Below are 15,725 nucleotides of genomic sequence, written 5' to 3' on the forward strand. Positions count from 1 at the left end.
CTTTTTTATTTTCATCGACAAACTTTAACTATTGCCATTCAGCAAGAACGTCTTTTAAAAACTCCCATCGCCAAGATTTAAGTAGATCTGGCCTAATTAATAAACTCCTTGCTTCATCAGTGTATTTCCATTTCCAACTGATCAATTGATTAATTTGTTTTTTTGAAGCAAATACGTCAGCAGGAATTTCTGTGGTCGAAGCAACTTGCTTTATTTTAGTTGCAATGTCTTTTGCAGCTCTTTTGTATTGTGGGTAATCAATCAAGCGAAGTAATTTCTCAGGACAAGCTTCTATATCGACTGATTTCGCCTGCTCGATGAGGTTTAGAATTTCTTTACCAGAGCGATTTACTTCCATCGCCTCTACACCAGGAATATTTCTCAAAGAAGAAAGGCTAGTAGGCCGACGCCTTGCTATCTCAACCATATTTTGTTCTTTTAAAACAAAATTCAAAGCTAAATTTTTATTCTTAGCTTTACTCCTTCTCCACGGCGCAAGCACTTGTAAAGCAGCTAGATCTCGCGGTTTAAGTTGCCACGCATTTTTAATATCTTGGTAAAGTAATTCATCTGGTAATTCGTAAGAACGTTTCTCAATAACCAATTGGCTTTCTTCAAGTACAATATGTGTTAAACCCTTTTCTGAGATTTGCTTGTAAATATAATTGAAACAAGGCAACAAATAAAACACATCACTGGCTGCATAATCTAATTGCTTCGTTGTCAATGGCCTCTGTAACCAGTTTGTCCTTGATTCACTTTTATCAATCTCTATTTTAAGGATTTGCTTAACCATATTTGCAAAACCAACACAATTACCTTCACCTAATAATTGCAAAGCAAATTGAGTATCGAACATAGGCATTGGTACAAAACCAGCGAAGTTATTGAACACTTCAATGTCTTCAGACGGTGAATGAAGTATTTTTAATACATCAGCTGATTTTAAAATTTCCCAAAAAGCAGAATAATCTAACGCTGCTAATGGATCTATTAATGCTAAGTTTTGTCCGTCGAAAACTTGGATCAGTGCAACTTCAGGATATAAAGTACGACGACGCATGAACTCTGTATCTAATGCCAACATAGTGGCGTCACCAATCGCTTTTACAAATTGATCTAATTGTTGTTGCTCTGTAATGACTTGGTACTGCACTTTCACTCCTAAGCCTTGGGTTATAAAAAAACCGGCTTTCGCCGGTTTTTATCAATCTTTTAAAGCACGCCTTAGAATTTTTCCGACGTTAGTTTTTGGTAACTCGTCACGGAACTCTACTAGTTTTGGTACTTTATAATTGGTCAAATTATCTCGACAATGACTGATTATATCTTTTTCTGTTAAAGATGGGTCTTTTTTAACGACAAATACTTTAACTTGTTCACCACTTATTTCATGCGGTACGCCAATGGAAGCAACTTCAAGCACACCATCATGCATGGCAACAATTTCTTCAATTTCGTTAGGGAACACATTGAAACCAGACACTAAGATCATATCTTTTTTACGGTCAACGATATAGAAGAAACCTTCATCATCGTAAGTCGCAATATCACCTGTCGCAAACCAACCATCTTTAAGACATTGCGCAGTAGCTTCTGGACGGTTGTAATAACCTTGCATCACCTGCGGGCCTTTAACGCAAAGCTCACCGGCCTCACCTTTCGGTGCCTCATCACCGTTTTCTAGAATAATCTTAAGTTCAGTACTCGGTGCAGGCAAACCGATTGACCCATTGTAACCATCTAAATCATATGGACAAATTGTTACAAGTGGTGCGCACTCGGTAAGTCCATAGCCTTCCATTAGCTTGCTCTTGGTAACTGCTTGCCACTTTTCTGCCACAGGGCGTTGAACAGCCATACCGCCACCTAGCGACATTTTCAAATTAGAAAAGTCTAAATCAGAAAATCCAGGTGTATTCAACAAGCCATTAAATAAAGTATTAACCCCTGTGATAGCAGTGAACGGGTACTTAGCCAACTCTTTAACAAAACCAGCCATATCACGCGGGTTAGTGATCAGGATATTATGACCACCATACTTCATAAATGTTAAGCAGTTCGCTGTTAATGCGAAAATGTGGTAAAGCGGGAGTGCCGTAATAACAACTTCTTTTCCTTTGTCTAGTACATTGTCTAAACAACCCGAAACTTGCTCTAGGTTACCCACCATATTGCCATGTGAAAGCATTGCACCTTTAGATACACCAGTAGTACCACCCGTATATTGCAAAAATGCTAAGTCATCTCTATGAATATCTGGTGCTTTATACGCATTCGGATCAGCACTAACGACTTCATTAAAAGGAATAGCATTTGGTAATGAAAATGGCGGGACCATCTTTTTCACGCGCTTAACCACGAAGTTAACTAAATGCTTCTTAACTCCGCCCAACATGTCGCCAATTTGTGTAAGTACAACATGTTTAACGTTTGTCTTACCAATCACGCTTTCAAGCGTATTAGCAAAGTTTGCAAGGATGAAAATTGCTTTAGTTTCAGAGTCATTCAACTGATGCTCTAATTCTCGCGCTGTGTATAAAGGGTTTACATTCACTACGGTACAACCGGCACGAAGTACACCTAAAATACTAATTGGTGTTTGCAATAAGTTAGGCATCATCACCGCAACTTTATCGCCTCGACCTAACCCTAATGTATTTTGTAGATAGCTAGCAACTGCTTTTGTTGCAATATCAACTTGTTGATATGTCATCGTTTTTGACATATTGCTGTACGCAGGTAAAGACGCGTACTCAGTAAAACTTTTGTCAAATAATTCAAGCAGTGAGTTGTAGTGCTCTGGATCAATTGTTTCAGGCATACCTTTTGGGTAACGCTTTAACCAAATTTTATCCACAGTAACTCCTCGTTTATCGTTCTTATTTTAATATTAACCTTAATCTATCTAAGGCACTTTAACAATTGAGCAAAAACTCTAATTTACCGATATTCCCACATTTCTCTTCAATGTACAATCAAGATTCATTATATGCGTCGAAATGAGATGAAATTGTTTGTAAAGTTTGCGCTGCATTTTCCATATGGCAGTGATGACCTCCAGGCATAACAAATACCGTCAAATTTTGAAAACAATCTCTAAATAATTTTAGCTGAGCATCTATCATGGGGTACCCTTGCTCTGCTTTTATAAACAGTGTTGGGGTTTTAATACCATCTAAACAAGACAAAGCTTGTGCTGTAGAGAACCTGAAACCTGAATGTTGTTTTAAACGTGGATCAGTTTTCAGTTTAACGCCTTGTTCTACAAACTCCGTATTTCGTTTCATCAAAAGTTCGGCGTTATCATAATCTAATTCTGAAACCTTCATTCTTGCCTTTACAACATCATCAAAACTTCTAAACGATTTGCTGTCCAAACTCTCAGATGACTTCTTTCTTTGTTTAAAAGCGTTTAATAACTGCTGTTTTGTATCGCTCGGTTTGGTTGTGACTATCCCTATTCCATCAATTAAACTCATAGCTGCAATGCGTTCAGGATAACAGGCGGCATATAGATTACAGATCATGGCTCCCATTGAGTGGCCCACTAAGAAAACTTTATTGAAATCAAGCTCTTCAATTAGTCTTTTCAAATCATAAACATAATCAATAAAATAATAGTGGGCATCATGACTTTTCCAGTGAGATTCTCCATGCCCTGGCAAATCAATTGTAAGCCAAGTGTAGTCAAGCGTATTCAAATCCTCAGCGAAGATCGGAGCAAAACTATTACAGTTATCTAACCAACCATGAAGGCAGATAATCAAGTTTTTACCACTTCCTTTAAACTTTCCCGATAAACCAAGCTGCTTTAAAGCTTTAAACGTATTTTTTTCGCTACTTGTCATATTTTCATTATTTAAAAAACACTTAACTGGTAATATCTTTACCTTACTTAAAATTAAAAGCAAAAAATATCAGTAAATAATAGCTGAATATTACTCATTAATAATCGAGTGATATTGCTAGATAACTATCTGATCACACGGGAAGAAATAAGGAACTCAAATGAAGTACGCGATGAGCGCATTAACAACATCGTGCTTAATGGCTTTTGGTAGTTATGCATTTGCTACCGAAGCACCGAAGAATATTATTTACATGATTGGTGATGGTATGGGCCCAGCTTTTACCACTGCATATCGTTATTATTCTGACAACCCAAATACCAAAGTAGTAGAACCCACTATATTTGACCAAATCCTTGTTGGTATGGCACACACCTACCCTGACGATGATACTTATGTCACTGACAGTGCAGCAGGTGCAACAGCACTTAGTACTGCTAATAAAACCTATAATGGTGCAATTGCGGTCGACACACATAAAAAACCTTTGAAAACCGTGCTTCAAATAGCCAAAGAAAAAGGTATGCGTACTGGTTTAGTATCTACTTCACAAATAAATCACGCTACACCAGCGAGTTTCGCAGCACATAATGAATCTCGTCGTAACTATGATGAGATCGCTGATGATTACTTCGACATAAAAATTGCAGGAAAGCTACCCGTCGATTTAATGCTTGGTGGTGGCGTGCAATATTTTAAACGCAGCAACAGAAACTTAATTAAAGAGTTTGAAAAAGCGGGTTATCAATATACGTCTGATTGGAAAAAATTAAATCAAATTGAACAATTACCAGTACTGGGTCTATTTGCTGACAAAGCGTTTCCTCACGCAATCGATGAGAATCCAAACCGCTTAGAAAAAATGACGTTTAAGTCTTTAGATTTAATATCTAAAAACAATGATAAAGGTTTCTTTATCATGCTAGAAGGCAGCCAAATTGATTGGTGCGGTCACGCAAATGATATTGCATGTGCGATGAAAGAAATGCACGACTTTGCCAAATCAATTGAACTTGCTAAGGCATATGTTGACCAAAACCCTGATACTTTATTAGTTGTCACTGCCGACCATTCTACGGGGGGATTAACCTTAGGTGCAAATGGCAAATACACTTGGTTACCTGATGAAGTGAAAAAAGTGAACTCGTCTGTAATGACGATGACCAAATCACTACTTGAAGCTGAAGATTTAAAAACAGCATGGAATCAACATACAAGTTTAGAGCTAAGTAAAGAGGATTTAGCTTCTCTTTTAAAAGCCAGAAAAGACGGCGATGAAGCGCTTTACAAAGCCATCAATAAAGTCATTAATACAGCAACTTATACTGGCTGGACGACAAGCGGTCATACTGCAATCGATGTACAAGTATTTGCTTATGGTAAAGGTTATGAGCAATTTATCGGGTCACAGAACAACACGCAAATTGCAGAAAAACTAATTCACTTTATCGAAAAGTAATTTATTGATAAATAATCAGTAGTAAAAAGCCAGAACACTGTTCTGGCTTTTTAAATATATAAGCTTGATAGCGGGTATTATTCTCTACCAGGCAGCTTTTTCCAAGTTACCGTATCTCTGACATAGTGCGGCTGCGCATCGGCAGCTTGAACTGTGTTACCTTTAACAAACTCAACTTCTGAAATTTTTAGCATGTACGCGGCATCGGGTAAGGTAATTTCAGAGATGACATCTAAATTTAATTCGGCGGCTTGCTCAGCATAAGGTTCCCATGCAGTTCCTACCGCAGTTATTCCTTTAATTGATTCAGGTAAATCAGCTGGCGCACACACCACTTCATTTTCTTCTATGTGTAATTCAGCTAGCCCTGTTTCAGATTTGTGATAGTGCGCGAAATAAATCTCACCCATTCTTGCATCGATACCCGTGATGACTGAATCTAGCCCTTTTTCTTCAATCGCTTGCTGTGCCATTGCCTGTAATGTTGAGACCCCCACCAGCGGTAAATTTGCACCGTACGCCAGGCCCTGTGCAATGGCAACACTAATCCGTACACCAGTAAAACTGCCCGGTCCGCGACCAAATACAATGCCATCTAAATCTTGTAACTTACAGCCTGCTTTGTCTAATAACTCAGAAACTAAAGGCAACACTTTTTGGCTATGTTGCTGAGGACAAACTTCAAAATGTTTAACTGTTTGTCCATTAAATTGAATGGCAATGCTAAGCGCTTCAGTTGAAGCATCTAACGCTAAAAGGTTATAAGTCATATTATTCTATGTTCTCTAAAAACTGTAATGCGCTTTGAAAATCTCTTGTGCGGCGCATGTTAGGTAAGCTTTGTAAAAATGTCTGCCCATATTTTCGCGTAACTAGTCGGTTATCGCAAATGACAAGTACACCTTTATCACTGTGATCTCGAATTAAGCGACCGACACCTTGTTTAAGGTTAATGATTGCTTGGGGTAATTGAATGTCTTCAAAAGGCTCACCACCGGTTAATTCACAATCTTTCATTCTAGCTTGTAATAATGGGTCGTCAGGTGATGTAAAAGGCAGTTTATCAATTAACACACAACTGAGCGCATCACCACGTACATCAACTCCTTCCCAAAAAGAAGCCGTGCCCATTAATACCGCGTTGCCGTGGCGAATAAACTGTTCAAGAATGATCCGCTTAGACGATTGTCCCTGCATAAACACGGGATATTCAGTAGCAGTACTTAACCCCTCGTAAACTAAGTGCATGACTCGGTAACTGGTGAAAAGTAAAAATGTCCGTCCTTTTGCTGCCTTTATAAGCTCTTTGGCGAGTTTTACCAAGCTATGCGGCATCATATCATCACTGGTTTCCGGCAAATATCTAGGCATACATAACACCGCCTGATTTTCATAATCAAACGGACTTTCTACCAATAATTGATGCTTCGGCTTTAAACCTAAGCTCTTATTAAAATGATCTAACGAGTCATTTACTGATAGAGTCGCAGATGCAAAAGTAAAACTCGCTTGGGTACGCTCTATAATTTCTTTGAATTTATTTGCGACGTTTAAAGGTGTGATATTGATCGTTAAGAAACGTCGCGTTGTTTCGTACCAATAGCTGTAACCCTTCTGTGTAGTGTCAAATGCGCGCTCTAATTGGTTTTTGAACTGCAACACCTTTTCAAATGAGTGTTCAATTTTATCGCTTCTATCCAGGCAAAGTTTTAAGACTTTATACAAGAAATCTAAATCTGAAATGACACGGTGCAACGCATCACAAATGGTTTTGCTAGTTAAAGATTCTCGCCAATCTCCCCGTGAACTCTCACCAGCAAAAGCGAGTCGAAGATCGGCAACTGCCGTTTCTAACTTATTGAGTGTATTACCCAATTGCAACATGTCTGGAATATCAGAGCGGTAGATTAAACGCAGATCGTTTATCAAAGCTACCAGCTGTTTGGTGCTTATGCTGTCACCAAAATAATCACTGGCAATTTCTGGAACTTGGTGCGCTTCATCAAAAATATAATTATCGGCGTCAGGCATAAGCTCAGCAAAGCCAGAATCTTTCACCGCCATATCAGCAAAAAATAAGTGATGATTAATCACAACAATATCTGCTTCCATGGCTTTAATACGTGCTTTTCTAATGTAGCATTCGGCGTAATCAGGACACTCTTTACCTAAACAATTATCCGCCGTTGAGTTTACATAAGGTAGCACCTTGGCATCTTCTTCAATGCCAACACAATCGGCTAAATCGCCTGTATTGGTTTGAGAGGCAAACTTTGCAACCATGGCAAGTTGATGCATCACGTCAGGGTCGTCGGTTGGTACATGGGCAACATGCTGTTCAAGCCGATAGGTGCATAGATAGTTTGCTCGGCCTTTTAGCAGGGCTACTTTTCTACCCTTATTCAGTATTTTTGCAAGTTGCGGTAAGTCTCGATGATAAAGCTGTTCTTGTAGTGCTTTAGACCCTGTTGTAATGATCGATTTCTTATCGCTAAGTAACACAGGAATTAAATACGCGAATGTTTTTCCCGTACCAGTTCCTGCTTCTACCACACACTGAGATTTATTTTCTATTGCGGCATAGACCATCTCAGCCATATCAATTTGTGGCTGTCTTGGTTTATAACCAGGAATATTTAGAGCTAAAGGACCTGTTTCAGAAAAAAGCGTTTTAATTTGCAAGAAGTGACTACAGCAGAGTTTTTTTCAATTGTACGGCTTAGTGCTTGGATGAGCAACCGAGAGCACATAAACTTGATTAAGATGTTACGCCCATACATCTAAATGCTTGCCATCTTCCTTGTCGTTTTCATTTTCTTTTTGCTTTTTGTTTTGTGATTGCTCATTAAGTTTTCTTTTCGCATCTTCTTTTTTGGCTCTATCGAGTTTTATTTTTTCAACTTTGTTATCTATGACACCTGCCACATAAAAGGTGGGCTTATGCGACACTTCAAGCCTAATTATGTTATTTAACAAAGGTTTAAATGCATCCATTATATCCTCCTGCAAGCTTGTACCTACTCCTTATTATCGACCGTTATAATTTATACTTTAAAAAATTCAAAATTTTAGTTGCACTGAAACCGTAAAATATGTTTTTCTAATTACGTTACCAAAATTGATTAAGAGAATTTACATGTTTATTACACTGACAACTATTCATCATCACCATCATACACCCGAATAGCCTGTCAGGTATTTCGCTGGTGGGTTATTCCTAAAAGGAACCTCCCGGCGAATCAACTCAGAATTTATATCGCCCCGAGGTTCCCTCGGGGTTTTTCGTTTTAGAACAAAGGATATAAATTATGAGTACTAACAACCGTTTAAGAATCGCAATTCAAAAATCAGGCAGACTTTCAAAAGATTGCCAAGAACTTCTCAAGCAACTAGGTGTTAAATTAAACCTACGTGAACAACGCCTAATTGCTCACTCAACCAATATGCCTATCGACGTTTTACGTGTACGCGATGACGATATTCCAGGTCTTGTTATGGACGGCGTATGTGACCTAGGTATTGTTGGCGAAAACGTACTTGAAGAAACACAAGCTGAACGTCAGAGTCTAAACCAATATTCTGAAGTACTAAAACTGTCTAAGTTAGATTTTGGTTATTGCCGCCTTGCACTTGCATGGCCACAAGAACTTGGTCCACAAGATAAGTCATGGTTTGAAGGCAAACGCATTGCAACAACATACCCTGAAATTCTAAAAGGCTACCTAAAACGAGAAGGTATCAATGCGAGCGCGGTAATGCTAACTGGCTCTGTAGAAGTCGCTCCTCGTGCTGGTCTTGCTGATGCAATTTGCGACCTTGTCTCTACTGGCGCAACACTTGAAGCAAACGGCTTAATGCAAGGTGATACTATTCTTGAATCAAATGCATGTCTGATTCAAAATCCAAAACTGAACGATGAAGCTAAGCTGGCACTTATCAATAAATTAATGCCGCGCTTAAAAGGTGTTAAGCAAGCCAAAGAAAGTAAGTACATCATGCTACACGCACCTAAAGCAAAACTAACCGAAGTGTGTGAACTACTGCCAGGAACAGGTCAACCTACCCTATTATCCCTGGCTGGCTCCGACGATTATGTGGCGCTACACATGGTTAGCAGCGAAACACTATTCTGGGAAACCATGGAAGAGCTAAAAGCACTTGGTGCAAACTCTATCCTCGTCATGCCAATTGAAAAAATGATGGAGTAACGACTGTGTTTAATTGGAATGAGGGTTCTCAATCAGCACAAGCTGCTATTTTAGAAAGACCTGCTGTTACAGCCAGTGAGTTGATTGAGAAGCAAACACAAGCGATTATTGATGATGTCATTGCTAACGGTGACAACGCATTACTTGAGTTTGCTAAAAAGTTCGACAAACGTGAACAACCTCGTTTACGTGTGCCGAGCGAAGAAATAATGCAAAGTGAAGGCTTGCTTGAACCATCTTTAAAACAAGCCATTGATTTAGCTTATAGCAACATCAAAGCGTTTCACCAACAGCAACAACCGGTGTCTAAAAAGATTGAAACCGCACCGGGCGTGGTGTGTGAATTAAAATTTGAAGCCATCGATGCTATTGGTCTTTATGTACCAGGTGGCAGTGCGCCACTGCCTTCCTCTGTTTTAATGCAAGGCGTGTGTGCACAGCTATCAGGCGCCACAACTGTGGTATTAGCAACGCCAGTGAATGGTAATGAGCGCATCCACCCTGCCATTTTATATGCAGCTAAGCTTTGCGGGATCACCACTATCGTTGAAAGTGGCGGCGCTGGTGTTATCGCTGCTATGGCTTATGGCACCGAGTCGGTTCCTAAAGTAAACAAAATATTTGGCCCGGGTAACAGCTATGTGACCATGGCAAAACAACTGCTGAGTCAGTCTGTACCTGGGTTTGCGATTGATATGCCTGCAGGCCCTTCTGAAGTTATGGTCATTGCTGATGAGCGTGCAAACCCAGCTTTTATCGCCGCTGATTTACTCTCTCAGGCAGAGCACGGACGAGACTCTCAAGTTCTACTTGTGTGTAACTCTGAAGAAATCATTGCCCTAACACAGCAGCAAATTGAGCTTCAGCTTGAAAGCTTATCGCGTGCTGATATCGCACGTGCGGCGCTAGAGAACAGTGCCTTGATATTAGTCGATGACATGGTACAGGCATTTGACGTTTCTACCAAATATGGTCCTGAACATCTTATTCTACAAATTGACCAAGCCGACCAATATGTCGGGTTAGTTAAAAATGCAGGCTCAGTGTTTGTTGGTGATTATACGCCCGAATCTGCGGGGGACTATGCGTCTGGCACAAATCACGTATTACCAACTTATGGCTACAGTAAAGTCTACTCAAGTCTTAATTTAATGGACTTCTATAGAACATATACTGTGCAAAGTATTACCCCTTCGGGTTTAGAAAATTTAAGCAAAGCGATTTTGCCGCTTGCTGATGCAGAAGGATTAGACGCACACGCCAATGCTGTTAAAGTGCGTTTGGAGAATTTGTAAATGAGTGATGTGATCACCACGCTGTTACCAAAGAACATCAATGAGCTAAAAGCGTATAGCTCAGCTAAAAGTATGAAACTAACGGGCTCGACTTGGTTAAATGCCAATGAAAGCCCTTATGCTAAAACTTTTGACGTAAGTCTAGATAACTTGAATCGTTATCCTGATCCACAACCGCAAGCAGTGATTGATGCATACGCTGATTATGCAGGTGTAAGCGAAGAAAATGTATTAATGACACGCGGTGCTGACGAAGGAATTGAGCTTTTAGTTAGAACTTTCTGCGAGCCGGGCAAAGATTCAATCAGCATTTTTGCACCAACTTACGGCATGTATAAAGTCACGGCTGATACACACAATGTCGCATTAAATGTATTGAGCCAAGAGCAACTCATTAATGACGATAAAACTGCAATTAGTGAAGCGTGTGCGCAATCAAAACTGGTTTTTATTTGTAATCCAAATAATCCAACCGGCGCAATTTTACCTGTAGAGAAAATTGCTGAAATTGCGGATGAATTGTCTGATAAGGCCATTGTTGTTGTAGATGAAGCCTATATTGAATTTTGCGAAGCATATTCTTCTGTAAGTCTGTTACAAGATTTCAATAATGTGGTTGTCTTGAGAACTCTTTCTAAAGCGTTTGCCTTAGCGGGTTTAAGAACGGGCTTCATGCTTTCTAACAGCGAATTATTGAATGTTGTCAGAAAGGTCATCGCACCTTACCCAGTTTCGACTGTGGTTGCTGCGATTGCAGCACAAGCATTAAGTAAAGATGCCATCACCCAAGTAAAACGCCAAGTGCAAATTTTAAACGCAGCGAAAGCTGAGCTTTCGTTAGCGCTTAAAAACAATAAGCAAGTAATCACTGTTTTAGACAGCTATGCAAACTTTGTGACTATCCGTTTAAAAGACAAAGCAGCCATTGATGTTGCCATGCAATCTGGTTTGATAATGCGCCCATTTGTATTATTCGATCAAGATGATTGGATCAGAATCTCTATTGGCACAGAGCAAGAATTACAACAAGTCACCGACTGGCTGAATGGCCTCTAAGTAGTAAGGAATAAAAATGATTCAACCATATCTATTTATCGACCGAGACGGCACCTTAATTGATGAACCAATCACGGATAAACAAGTCGACAGTCTAGAAAAGCTAGTACTACTGCCAAATGTTATTCCTGCACTATTACAACTTCAAGCTGCGGGTTATCGTTTAGTCATGGTGTCAAACCAAGATGGTTTGGGTACTGATAGCTTTCCAACCGCAGACTTCGATATTGCACAAGACAAGATGATGGAAATATTTTCATCACAAGGGATCAAGTTCGATGACGTGTTGATCTGCCCACACTTTGATGAAGATAACTGTAATTGTCGAAAACCTAAAACAGGCTTGCTTACAGAATTAATGCGTTCAGGTAAAGTCGACCTTGCTAAATCTTATGTAATTGGCGACCGTCAAACTGATTTAGGCCTTGCTGATAACTTGTGTATTCAAGGTATTCTGTACGAAGGTGATTGGCCGCAAATAGTGACTCAGTTAACCACTCAAAATCGTGAAGCATCAGTAACACGCAACACCAAAGAAACTCAAATTGATGTTGCGGTTAATCTTGACCGAGGTGTTAGCGGTGAAATTTCTACCGGTTTAGGTTTTTTTGATCACATGTTGGATCAAATTAGAACACACGCCAATATTTATTTAAATATTAAAGCCTATGGTGACTTACACATCGACGAGCACCACTTAGTTGAAGATATTGGTATTGCTCTTGGCCAAGTTGTAAAACAAGCCCTTGGTACAAAAACGCAAATTAACCGTTATGGCTTTGCACTGCCCATGGATGAATGTAAAGCAGAATGTCAGATTGATTTATCGGGCCGCGCCTCATTTGTACTTAATGCTGATTTCTCTCGTGAAAAAGTGGGAGATTTAGATGTGCAAATGGTCGAGCACTTCTTTAAGTCTTTCTCAGATAATGCAGCTGTGAGTTTGATCTTATCTGTTTCTGAGGGTAATTGTCACCACCAAGTAGAAGGGTTATTTAAAGCTTTCTCAAGAGCATTACGTGTGGCAATCCATAAAGATACGAGCCAATTAACGGCAAGTTCTAAGGGGTGTTTATGATAGCCATTATAAACACCGGCTGTGCCAATATAAACTCTGTACGTTTTGCATTTGACCGATTAGGTGCTAACCCTGAAATTATTACTGCTCCTGAACAATTAGCACAATTTGATAGAGCAATACTTCCTGGTGTTGGCCATGCGTCAGTTGCCATGAAACGTTTGCTTGATAATGGTTGGCAGCAAGCCATCGATGAATATGAAAATCCCTTGATGGGCATATGTTTAGGTATGCAGCTTTTGTGTGAGAAAACCTCTGAAGGTGACGTTGACTGCTTAAACAAAATTCCGGGCGCTGTAACTGAGCTCGAAGTAGGCAATTTAACTGCACCGCATATGGGCTGGAATAATTTGAGTATTGAAAAACCTCACGCGTTGACACAAGGGATCACTGCACAAGATCAAGTCTACTTTGTGCATAGCTTTGCGCACAGTGTAAACGACTACACCTTAGCATCTGGTGCATATGGTCAAACATTTTCTGCCATCGTCTGTAAAGACAACTACGCAGGTATGCAATTTCACCCTGAAAAAAGTGCACAAGTCGGCGCAAAGCTTTTAACAAACTTTTTAAATTGGAATGTATAGGCAGAGGTTAACATGATAATTCCAGCTTTAGATGTACTACAAAATCAAATTGTTCGCCTTTACCAAGGTAAATACGACACAGCCCAGTTCTATCCATTTGAATTAGGTGAGCGTCTGCTTGCCTATCAGAATTCAGGCGCAGAAAAATTACATTTAGTAGATTTAGAAGGCGCTCGTGATCCGCAAAAGAAACAGTGGCAACAAATTCAAGCAGCAACAAAAGCATTAAACGTTCCTTACCAAGTCGGTGGCGGCGTACGCCGCTATGAAGATGTGAAACAATGGATTGAAGCTGGCGCGGCTCAAGTTGTTATTGGGTCAATGGCCGTAGATCAACAAACGCAAGTTGCAGAGTGGATCAAAGAGTTTGGCCCTGAAAAATTTGTCATTGCACTGGATGTGAACAAAACAGAATCTGGTTGGGCACCTGCAACACACGGTTGGTTAAGCGATGCCGACAAGGACCTATTCACCCTACTCGACTTTTATGTGGAATTAGGAGTTGTTGACTTTTTATGCACGGACATCAGTAAAGACGGCACAATGACTGGCCCCTCTTTTGCCCTATATGAAGAAATCGTTGCACACAATAACAACATAAAAGTACAAGCCTCTGGTGGGGTAAGCTCTTTGGAAGACATTAAACGACTCGCTGAAATTGGTGTAGGCGGTGTCATATTAGGTAAATCACTTCTTGATGCTGCTTTTACAGTTGAGGAGGCACTTGCATGTTATCAAAACGCATAATTCCTTGCCTTGATGTGAAAAATGGTCAAGTAGTAAAAGGCGTCAAATTTAAAGGTCACGAAGTTGTCGGTGACATTCTAGAACTCGCTGAGCTTTACAGTAAGGCAGGTGCTGATGAGCTGGTGTTCTATGAAATTTCTGCCAGTGTAGAAAAACGTTTATTAGATGTCACTTGGGTAGAGCAAATCGCCCGTCACATCGACATTCCGTTTTGTGTCGCTGGTGGTATAAAGTCTGTTGCAGATGCAGCAAAAGTACTTGAAAGTGGTGCTGATAAAATAAGTATCAATAGCCCCGCAATACACAGACCTGAACTTATTAAAGAATTGCACGATGAATTTGGTAAACAATGTGTTGTCGTCGGTATCGACAGTTTTTATGACGCTCAAACAGATCAATATCTTGTTTATCAGCTTACTGGCGATCCAAATGCGTCATCTAGAACTCGATATAAAACACAAGACTGGGTGAAACGCGTGCAAGACTTGGGCGCTGGTGAAATTGTATTAAACTGCATGAATCAAGACGGTGTACGAAAAGGCTATGACAACAAACAGCTATCAGAGATAAGAACCATTTGTGACGTGCCGTTTATTGCATCAGGTGGTGCAGGTACCATGCAAGACTTTGTTGATGTATTTAAGCAGAGCCAAGTAGACGGTGCACTCGCTGCCAGTGTATTCCACAAAAACGTCATAGACATAAACGAACTTAAACAATTCCTAACAAACAATGGGGTCGCAGCTAGATTATGCAACTAACCAAAGATAACTTATCAAAACTTAATTTTAAAAAGTCCGATATGCTGCCTGCAATTATCCAAGATGCATCAACTGGGCAAATTTTAATGCAAGGTTTTATGGATGAAGCGGCCATTGCAATGACTTTCGAAAAAGGGCTAGTTACCTTCTATTCTCGTTCAAAGCAGCGTTTATGGACAAAAGGTGAAACGTCAGAAAACTATCTAGAACTCGTTGAAGCCCATACAGACTGTGATTATGACTCTATTTTAGTATTAGCAACGCCTAAAGGACCAACATGTCATTTAGGCACTACAAGTTGCTTTGGTGACGCAAAACCTGATTTGGCTTTTTTAGCTACGCTTGAAAATGTGATTTTTGAACGCAAAGATGCAGATCCAGCATCAAGCTATACAGCATCATTGTTTGCAAAAGACTTGAGCCGTAGTTGTCAAAAAGTGGGCGAGGAAGGTGTTGAAGTCGCACTAGCCGCAATGAAAAACGATAAAGAAGAATTGCTTAATGAGTCTGCAGACTTGCTTTATCACCTAACGGTTTTATTGCAGCGCTGCGAGCTAAATCTAAAAGATGTAATTAATACGCTTGAGCAGCGTCACAAGTAATTAACCTTGGTTTTGGTTAATTATCATCTAAAAATAAAAAGCCCAAGTTATTAAAAAATAACTTGGGCTTTTTTATTATTT

15 protein-coding genes are annotated in these 15,725 nt (G+C 39.8%); 9 read left to right on the forward strand and 6 right to left on the reverse strand.

The genetic code is table 11. From position 1 onward, the window contains the following. Positions 1-28: 28 nt before the first annotated feature. The 3 genes from rnd to CWB72_RS07130 form a co-directional block, all read right to left on the reverse strand. Entirely contained in the window at positions 29-1,156 is a 1,128-nt protein-coding gene (gene rnd / locus CWB72_RS07120; protein WP_138630217.1) for a ribonuclease D, read from the reverse strand. Positions 1,157-1,207: 51 nt separating this feature from the next. Next, positions 1,208-2,860, reverse strand: a complete 1,653-nt coding sequence (fadD, locus tag CWB72_RS07125; RefSeq protein WP_138630219.1) for a long-chain-fatty-acid--CoA ligase FadD — start codon at positions 2,858-2,860, stop codon at positions 1,208-1,210. A gap of 118 nt (positions 2,861-2,978) precedes the next feature. After that, a complete protein-coding gene (locus CWB72_RS07130) occupies positions 2,979-3,914 on the reverse strand; it encodes an alpha/beta fold hydrolase (RefSeq protein ID WP_212747880.1) in 936 nt (311 codons plus the stop codon). Between the two features lie 97 nt (positions 3,915-4,011). On the opposite strand from CWB72_RS07130, the gene CWB72_RS07135 reads away from it, so the two are divergent. Then, entirely contained in the window at positions 4,012-5,310 is a 1,299-nt protein-coding gene (locus tag CWB72_RS07135; protein WP_138630223.1) for an alkaline phosphatase, read from the forward strand. Between the two features lie 77 nt (positions 5,311-5,387). Here the strand turns inward: CWB72_RS07135 and tsaB are convergent, their stop codons facing one another. From tsaB to CWB72_RS07150, 3 genes are all read right to left on the reverse strand, one after another. Then, positions 5,388-6,080 carry a tRNA (adenosine(37)-N6)-threonylcarbamoyltransferase complex dimerization subunit type 1 TsaB gene (tsaB, locus tag CWB72_RS07140; protein ID WP_138630225.1) on the reverse strand — a complete coding sequence of 231 codons (693 nt, stop codon included), beginning with the start codon at positions 6,078-6,080 and terminating at the stop codon, positions 5,388-5,390. Position 6,081: 1 nt separating this feature from the next. After that, entirely contained in the window at positions 6,082-7,992 is a 1,911-nt protein-coding gene (locus CWB72_RS07145; RefSeq protein ID WP_289508441.1) for an ATP-dependent DNA helicase, read from the reverse strand. A gap of 84 nt (positions 7,993-8,076) precedes the next feature. Next, positions 8,077-8,304: a hypothetical protein gene (locus CWB72_RS07150; RefSeq protein ID WP_138630227.1), complete on the reverse strand. Its 228-nt coding sequence runs from the start codon at positions 8,302-8,304 to the stop codon at positions 8,077-8,079. A 314-nt stretch (positions 8,305-8,618) separates the two neighbouring features. Here CWB72_RS07150 and hisG point away from each other — a divergent pair, with 314 nt between their 5' ends. From hisG to hisIE, 8 genes are read left to right on the forward strand one after another with little or no spacing between them, the layout of a single operon-like run. Beyond that, positions 8,619-9,518, forward strand: coding sequence for an ATP phosphoribosyltransferase (hisG, locus tag CWB72_RS07155; protein WP_138566562.1), 900 nt, complete (start codon positions 8,619-8,621; stop codon positions 9,516-9,518). A 5-nt stretch (positions 9,519-9,523) separates the two neighbouring features. Continuing rightward, the gene (hisD, locus tag CWB72_RS07160; protein WP_138630229.1) at positions 9,524-10,813 is read left to right on the forward strand and encodes a histidinol dehydrogenase; all 1,290 of its coding nucleotides are present in this window, start codon (positions 9,524-9,526) and stop codon (positions 10,811-10,813) included. After that, the gene (gene hisC, locus CWB72_RS07165; protein ID WP_138630231.1) at positions 10,814-11,869 is read left to right on the forward strand and encodes a histidinol-phosphate transaminase; all 1,056 of its coding nucleotides are present in this window, start codon (positions 10,814-10,816) and stop codon (positions 11,867-11,869) included. A 16-nt stretch (positions 11,870-11,885) separates the two neighbouring features. Further along, positions 11,886-12,947: a bifunctional histidinol-phosphatase/imidazoleglycerol-phosphate dehydratase HisB gene (gene hisB, locus CWB72_RS07170; RefSeq protein WP_138630233.1), complete on the forward strand. Its 1,062-nt coding sequence runs from the start codon at positions 11,886-11,888 to the stop codon at positions 12,945-12,947. Then, positions 12,944-13,534 (forward strand): imidazole glycerol phosphate synthase subunit HisH, encoded by a 591-nt coding sequence (hisH, locus tag CWB72_RS07175; protein WP_138630235.1) that lies wholly within the window; start codon positions 12,944-12,946, stop codon positions 13,532-13,534. Before hisB ends, hisH begins: the two co-directional genes overlap by 4 nt. 12 nt (positions 13,535-13,546) lie before the next feature. Next, complete coding sequence (locus tag CWB72_RS07180) at positions 13,547-14,281, forward strand: 1-(5-phosphoribosyl)-5-[(5-phosphoribosylamino)methylideneamino] imidazole-4-carboxamide isomerase (protein WP_138630237.1); 735 nt, start codon at positions 13,547-13,549, stop codon at positions 14,279-14,281. Further along, complete coding sequence (gene hisF / locus CWB72_RS07185; RefSeq protein ID WP_138630239.1) at positions 14,263-15,042, forward strand: imidazole glycerol phosphate synthase subunit HisF; 780 nt, start codon at positions 14,263-14,265, stop codon at positions 15,040-15,042. The genes CWB72_RS07180 and hisF overlap by 19 nt, the downstream gene beginning before the upstream one ends. After that, positions 15,033-15,644, forward strand: coding sequence for a bifunctional phosphoribosyl-AMP cyclohydrolase/phosphoribosyl-ATP diphosphatase HisIE (hisIE, locus tag CWB72_RS07190; protein WP_138630241.1), 612 nt, complete (start codon positions 15,033-15,035; stop codon positions 15,642-15,644). Before hisF ends, hisIE begins: the two co-directional genes overlap by 10 nt. Positions 15,645-15,725: the final 81 nt, after the last annotated feature.

The sequence above is a fragment of the Pseudoalteromonas phenolica genome, assembly GCF_005886345.1.
Classification (GTDB): domain Bacteria; phylum Pseudomonadota; class Gammaproteobacteria; order Enterobacterales; family Alteromonadaceae; genus Pseudoalteromonas; species Pseudoalteromonas phenolica_A.

Coding starts and splice junctions, on each gene's coding strand:
- CWB72_RS07135 (WP_138630223.1), top strand. CDS start 4,012: ATGAAGTACGCGATGAGCGCATTAACAACATCGTGCTTAATGGCTTTT.
- tsaB (WP_138630225.1), bottom strand. CDS start 6,080: ATGACTTATAACCTTTTAGCGTTAGATGCTTCAACTGAAGCGCTTAGC.
- CWB72_RS07150 (WP_138630227.1), bottom strand. CDS start 8,304: ATGGATGCATTTAAACCTTTGTTAAATAACATAATTAGGCTTGAAGTG.
- hisG (WP_138566562.1), top strand. CDS start 8,619: ATGAGTACTAACAACCGTTTAAGAATCGCAATTCAAAAATCAGGCAGA.
- hisC (WP_138630231.1), top strand. CDS start 10,814: ATGAGTGATGTGATCACCACGCTGTTACCAAAGAACATCAATGAGCTA.
- hisB (WP_138630233.1), top strand. CDS start 11,886: ATGATTCAACCATATCTATTTATCGACCGAGACGGCACCTTAATTGAT.
- hisH (WP_138630235.1), top strand. CDS start 12,944: ATGATAGCCATTATAAACACCGGCTGTGCCAATATAAACTCTGTACGT.
- CWB72_RS07180 (WP_138630237.1), top strand. CDS start 13,547: ATGATAATTCCAGCTTTAGATGTACTACAAAATCAAATTGTTCGCCTT.
- hisF (WP_138630239.1), top strand. CDS start 14,263: ATGTTATCAAAACGCATAATTCCTTGCCTTGATGTGAAAAATGGTCAA.
- hisIE (WP_138630241.1), top strand. CDS start 15,033: ATGCAACTAACCAAAGATAACTTATCAAAACTTAATTTTAAAAAGTCC.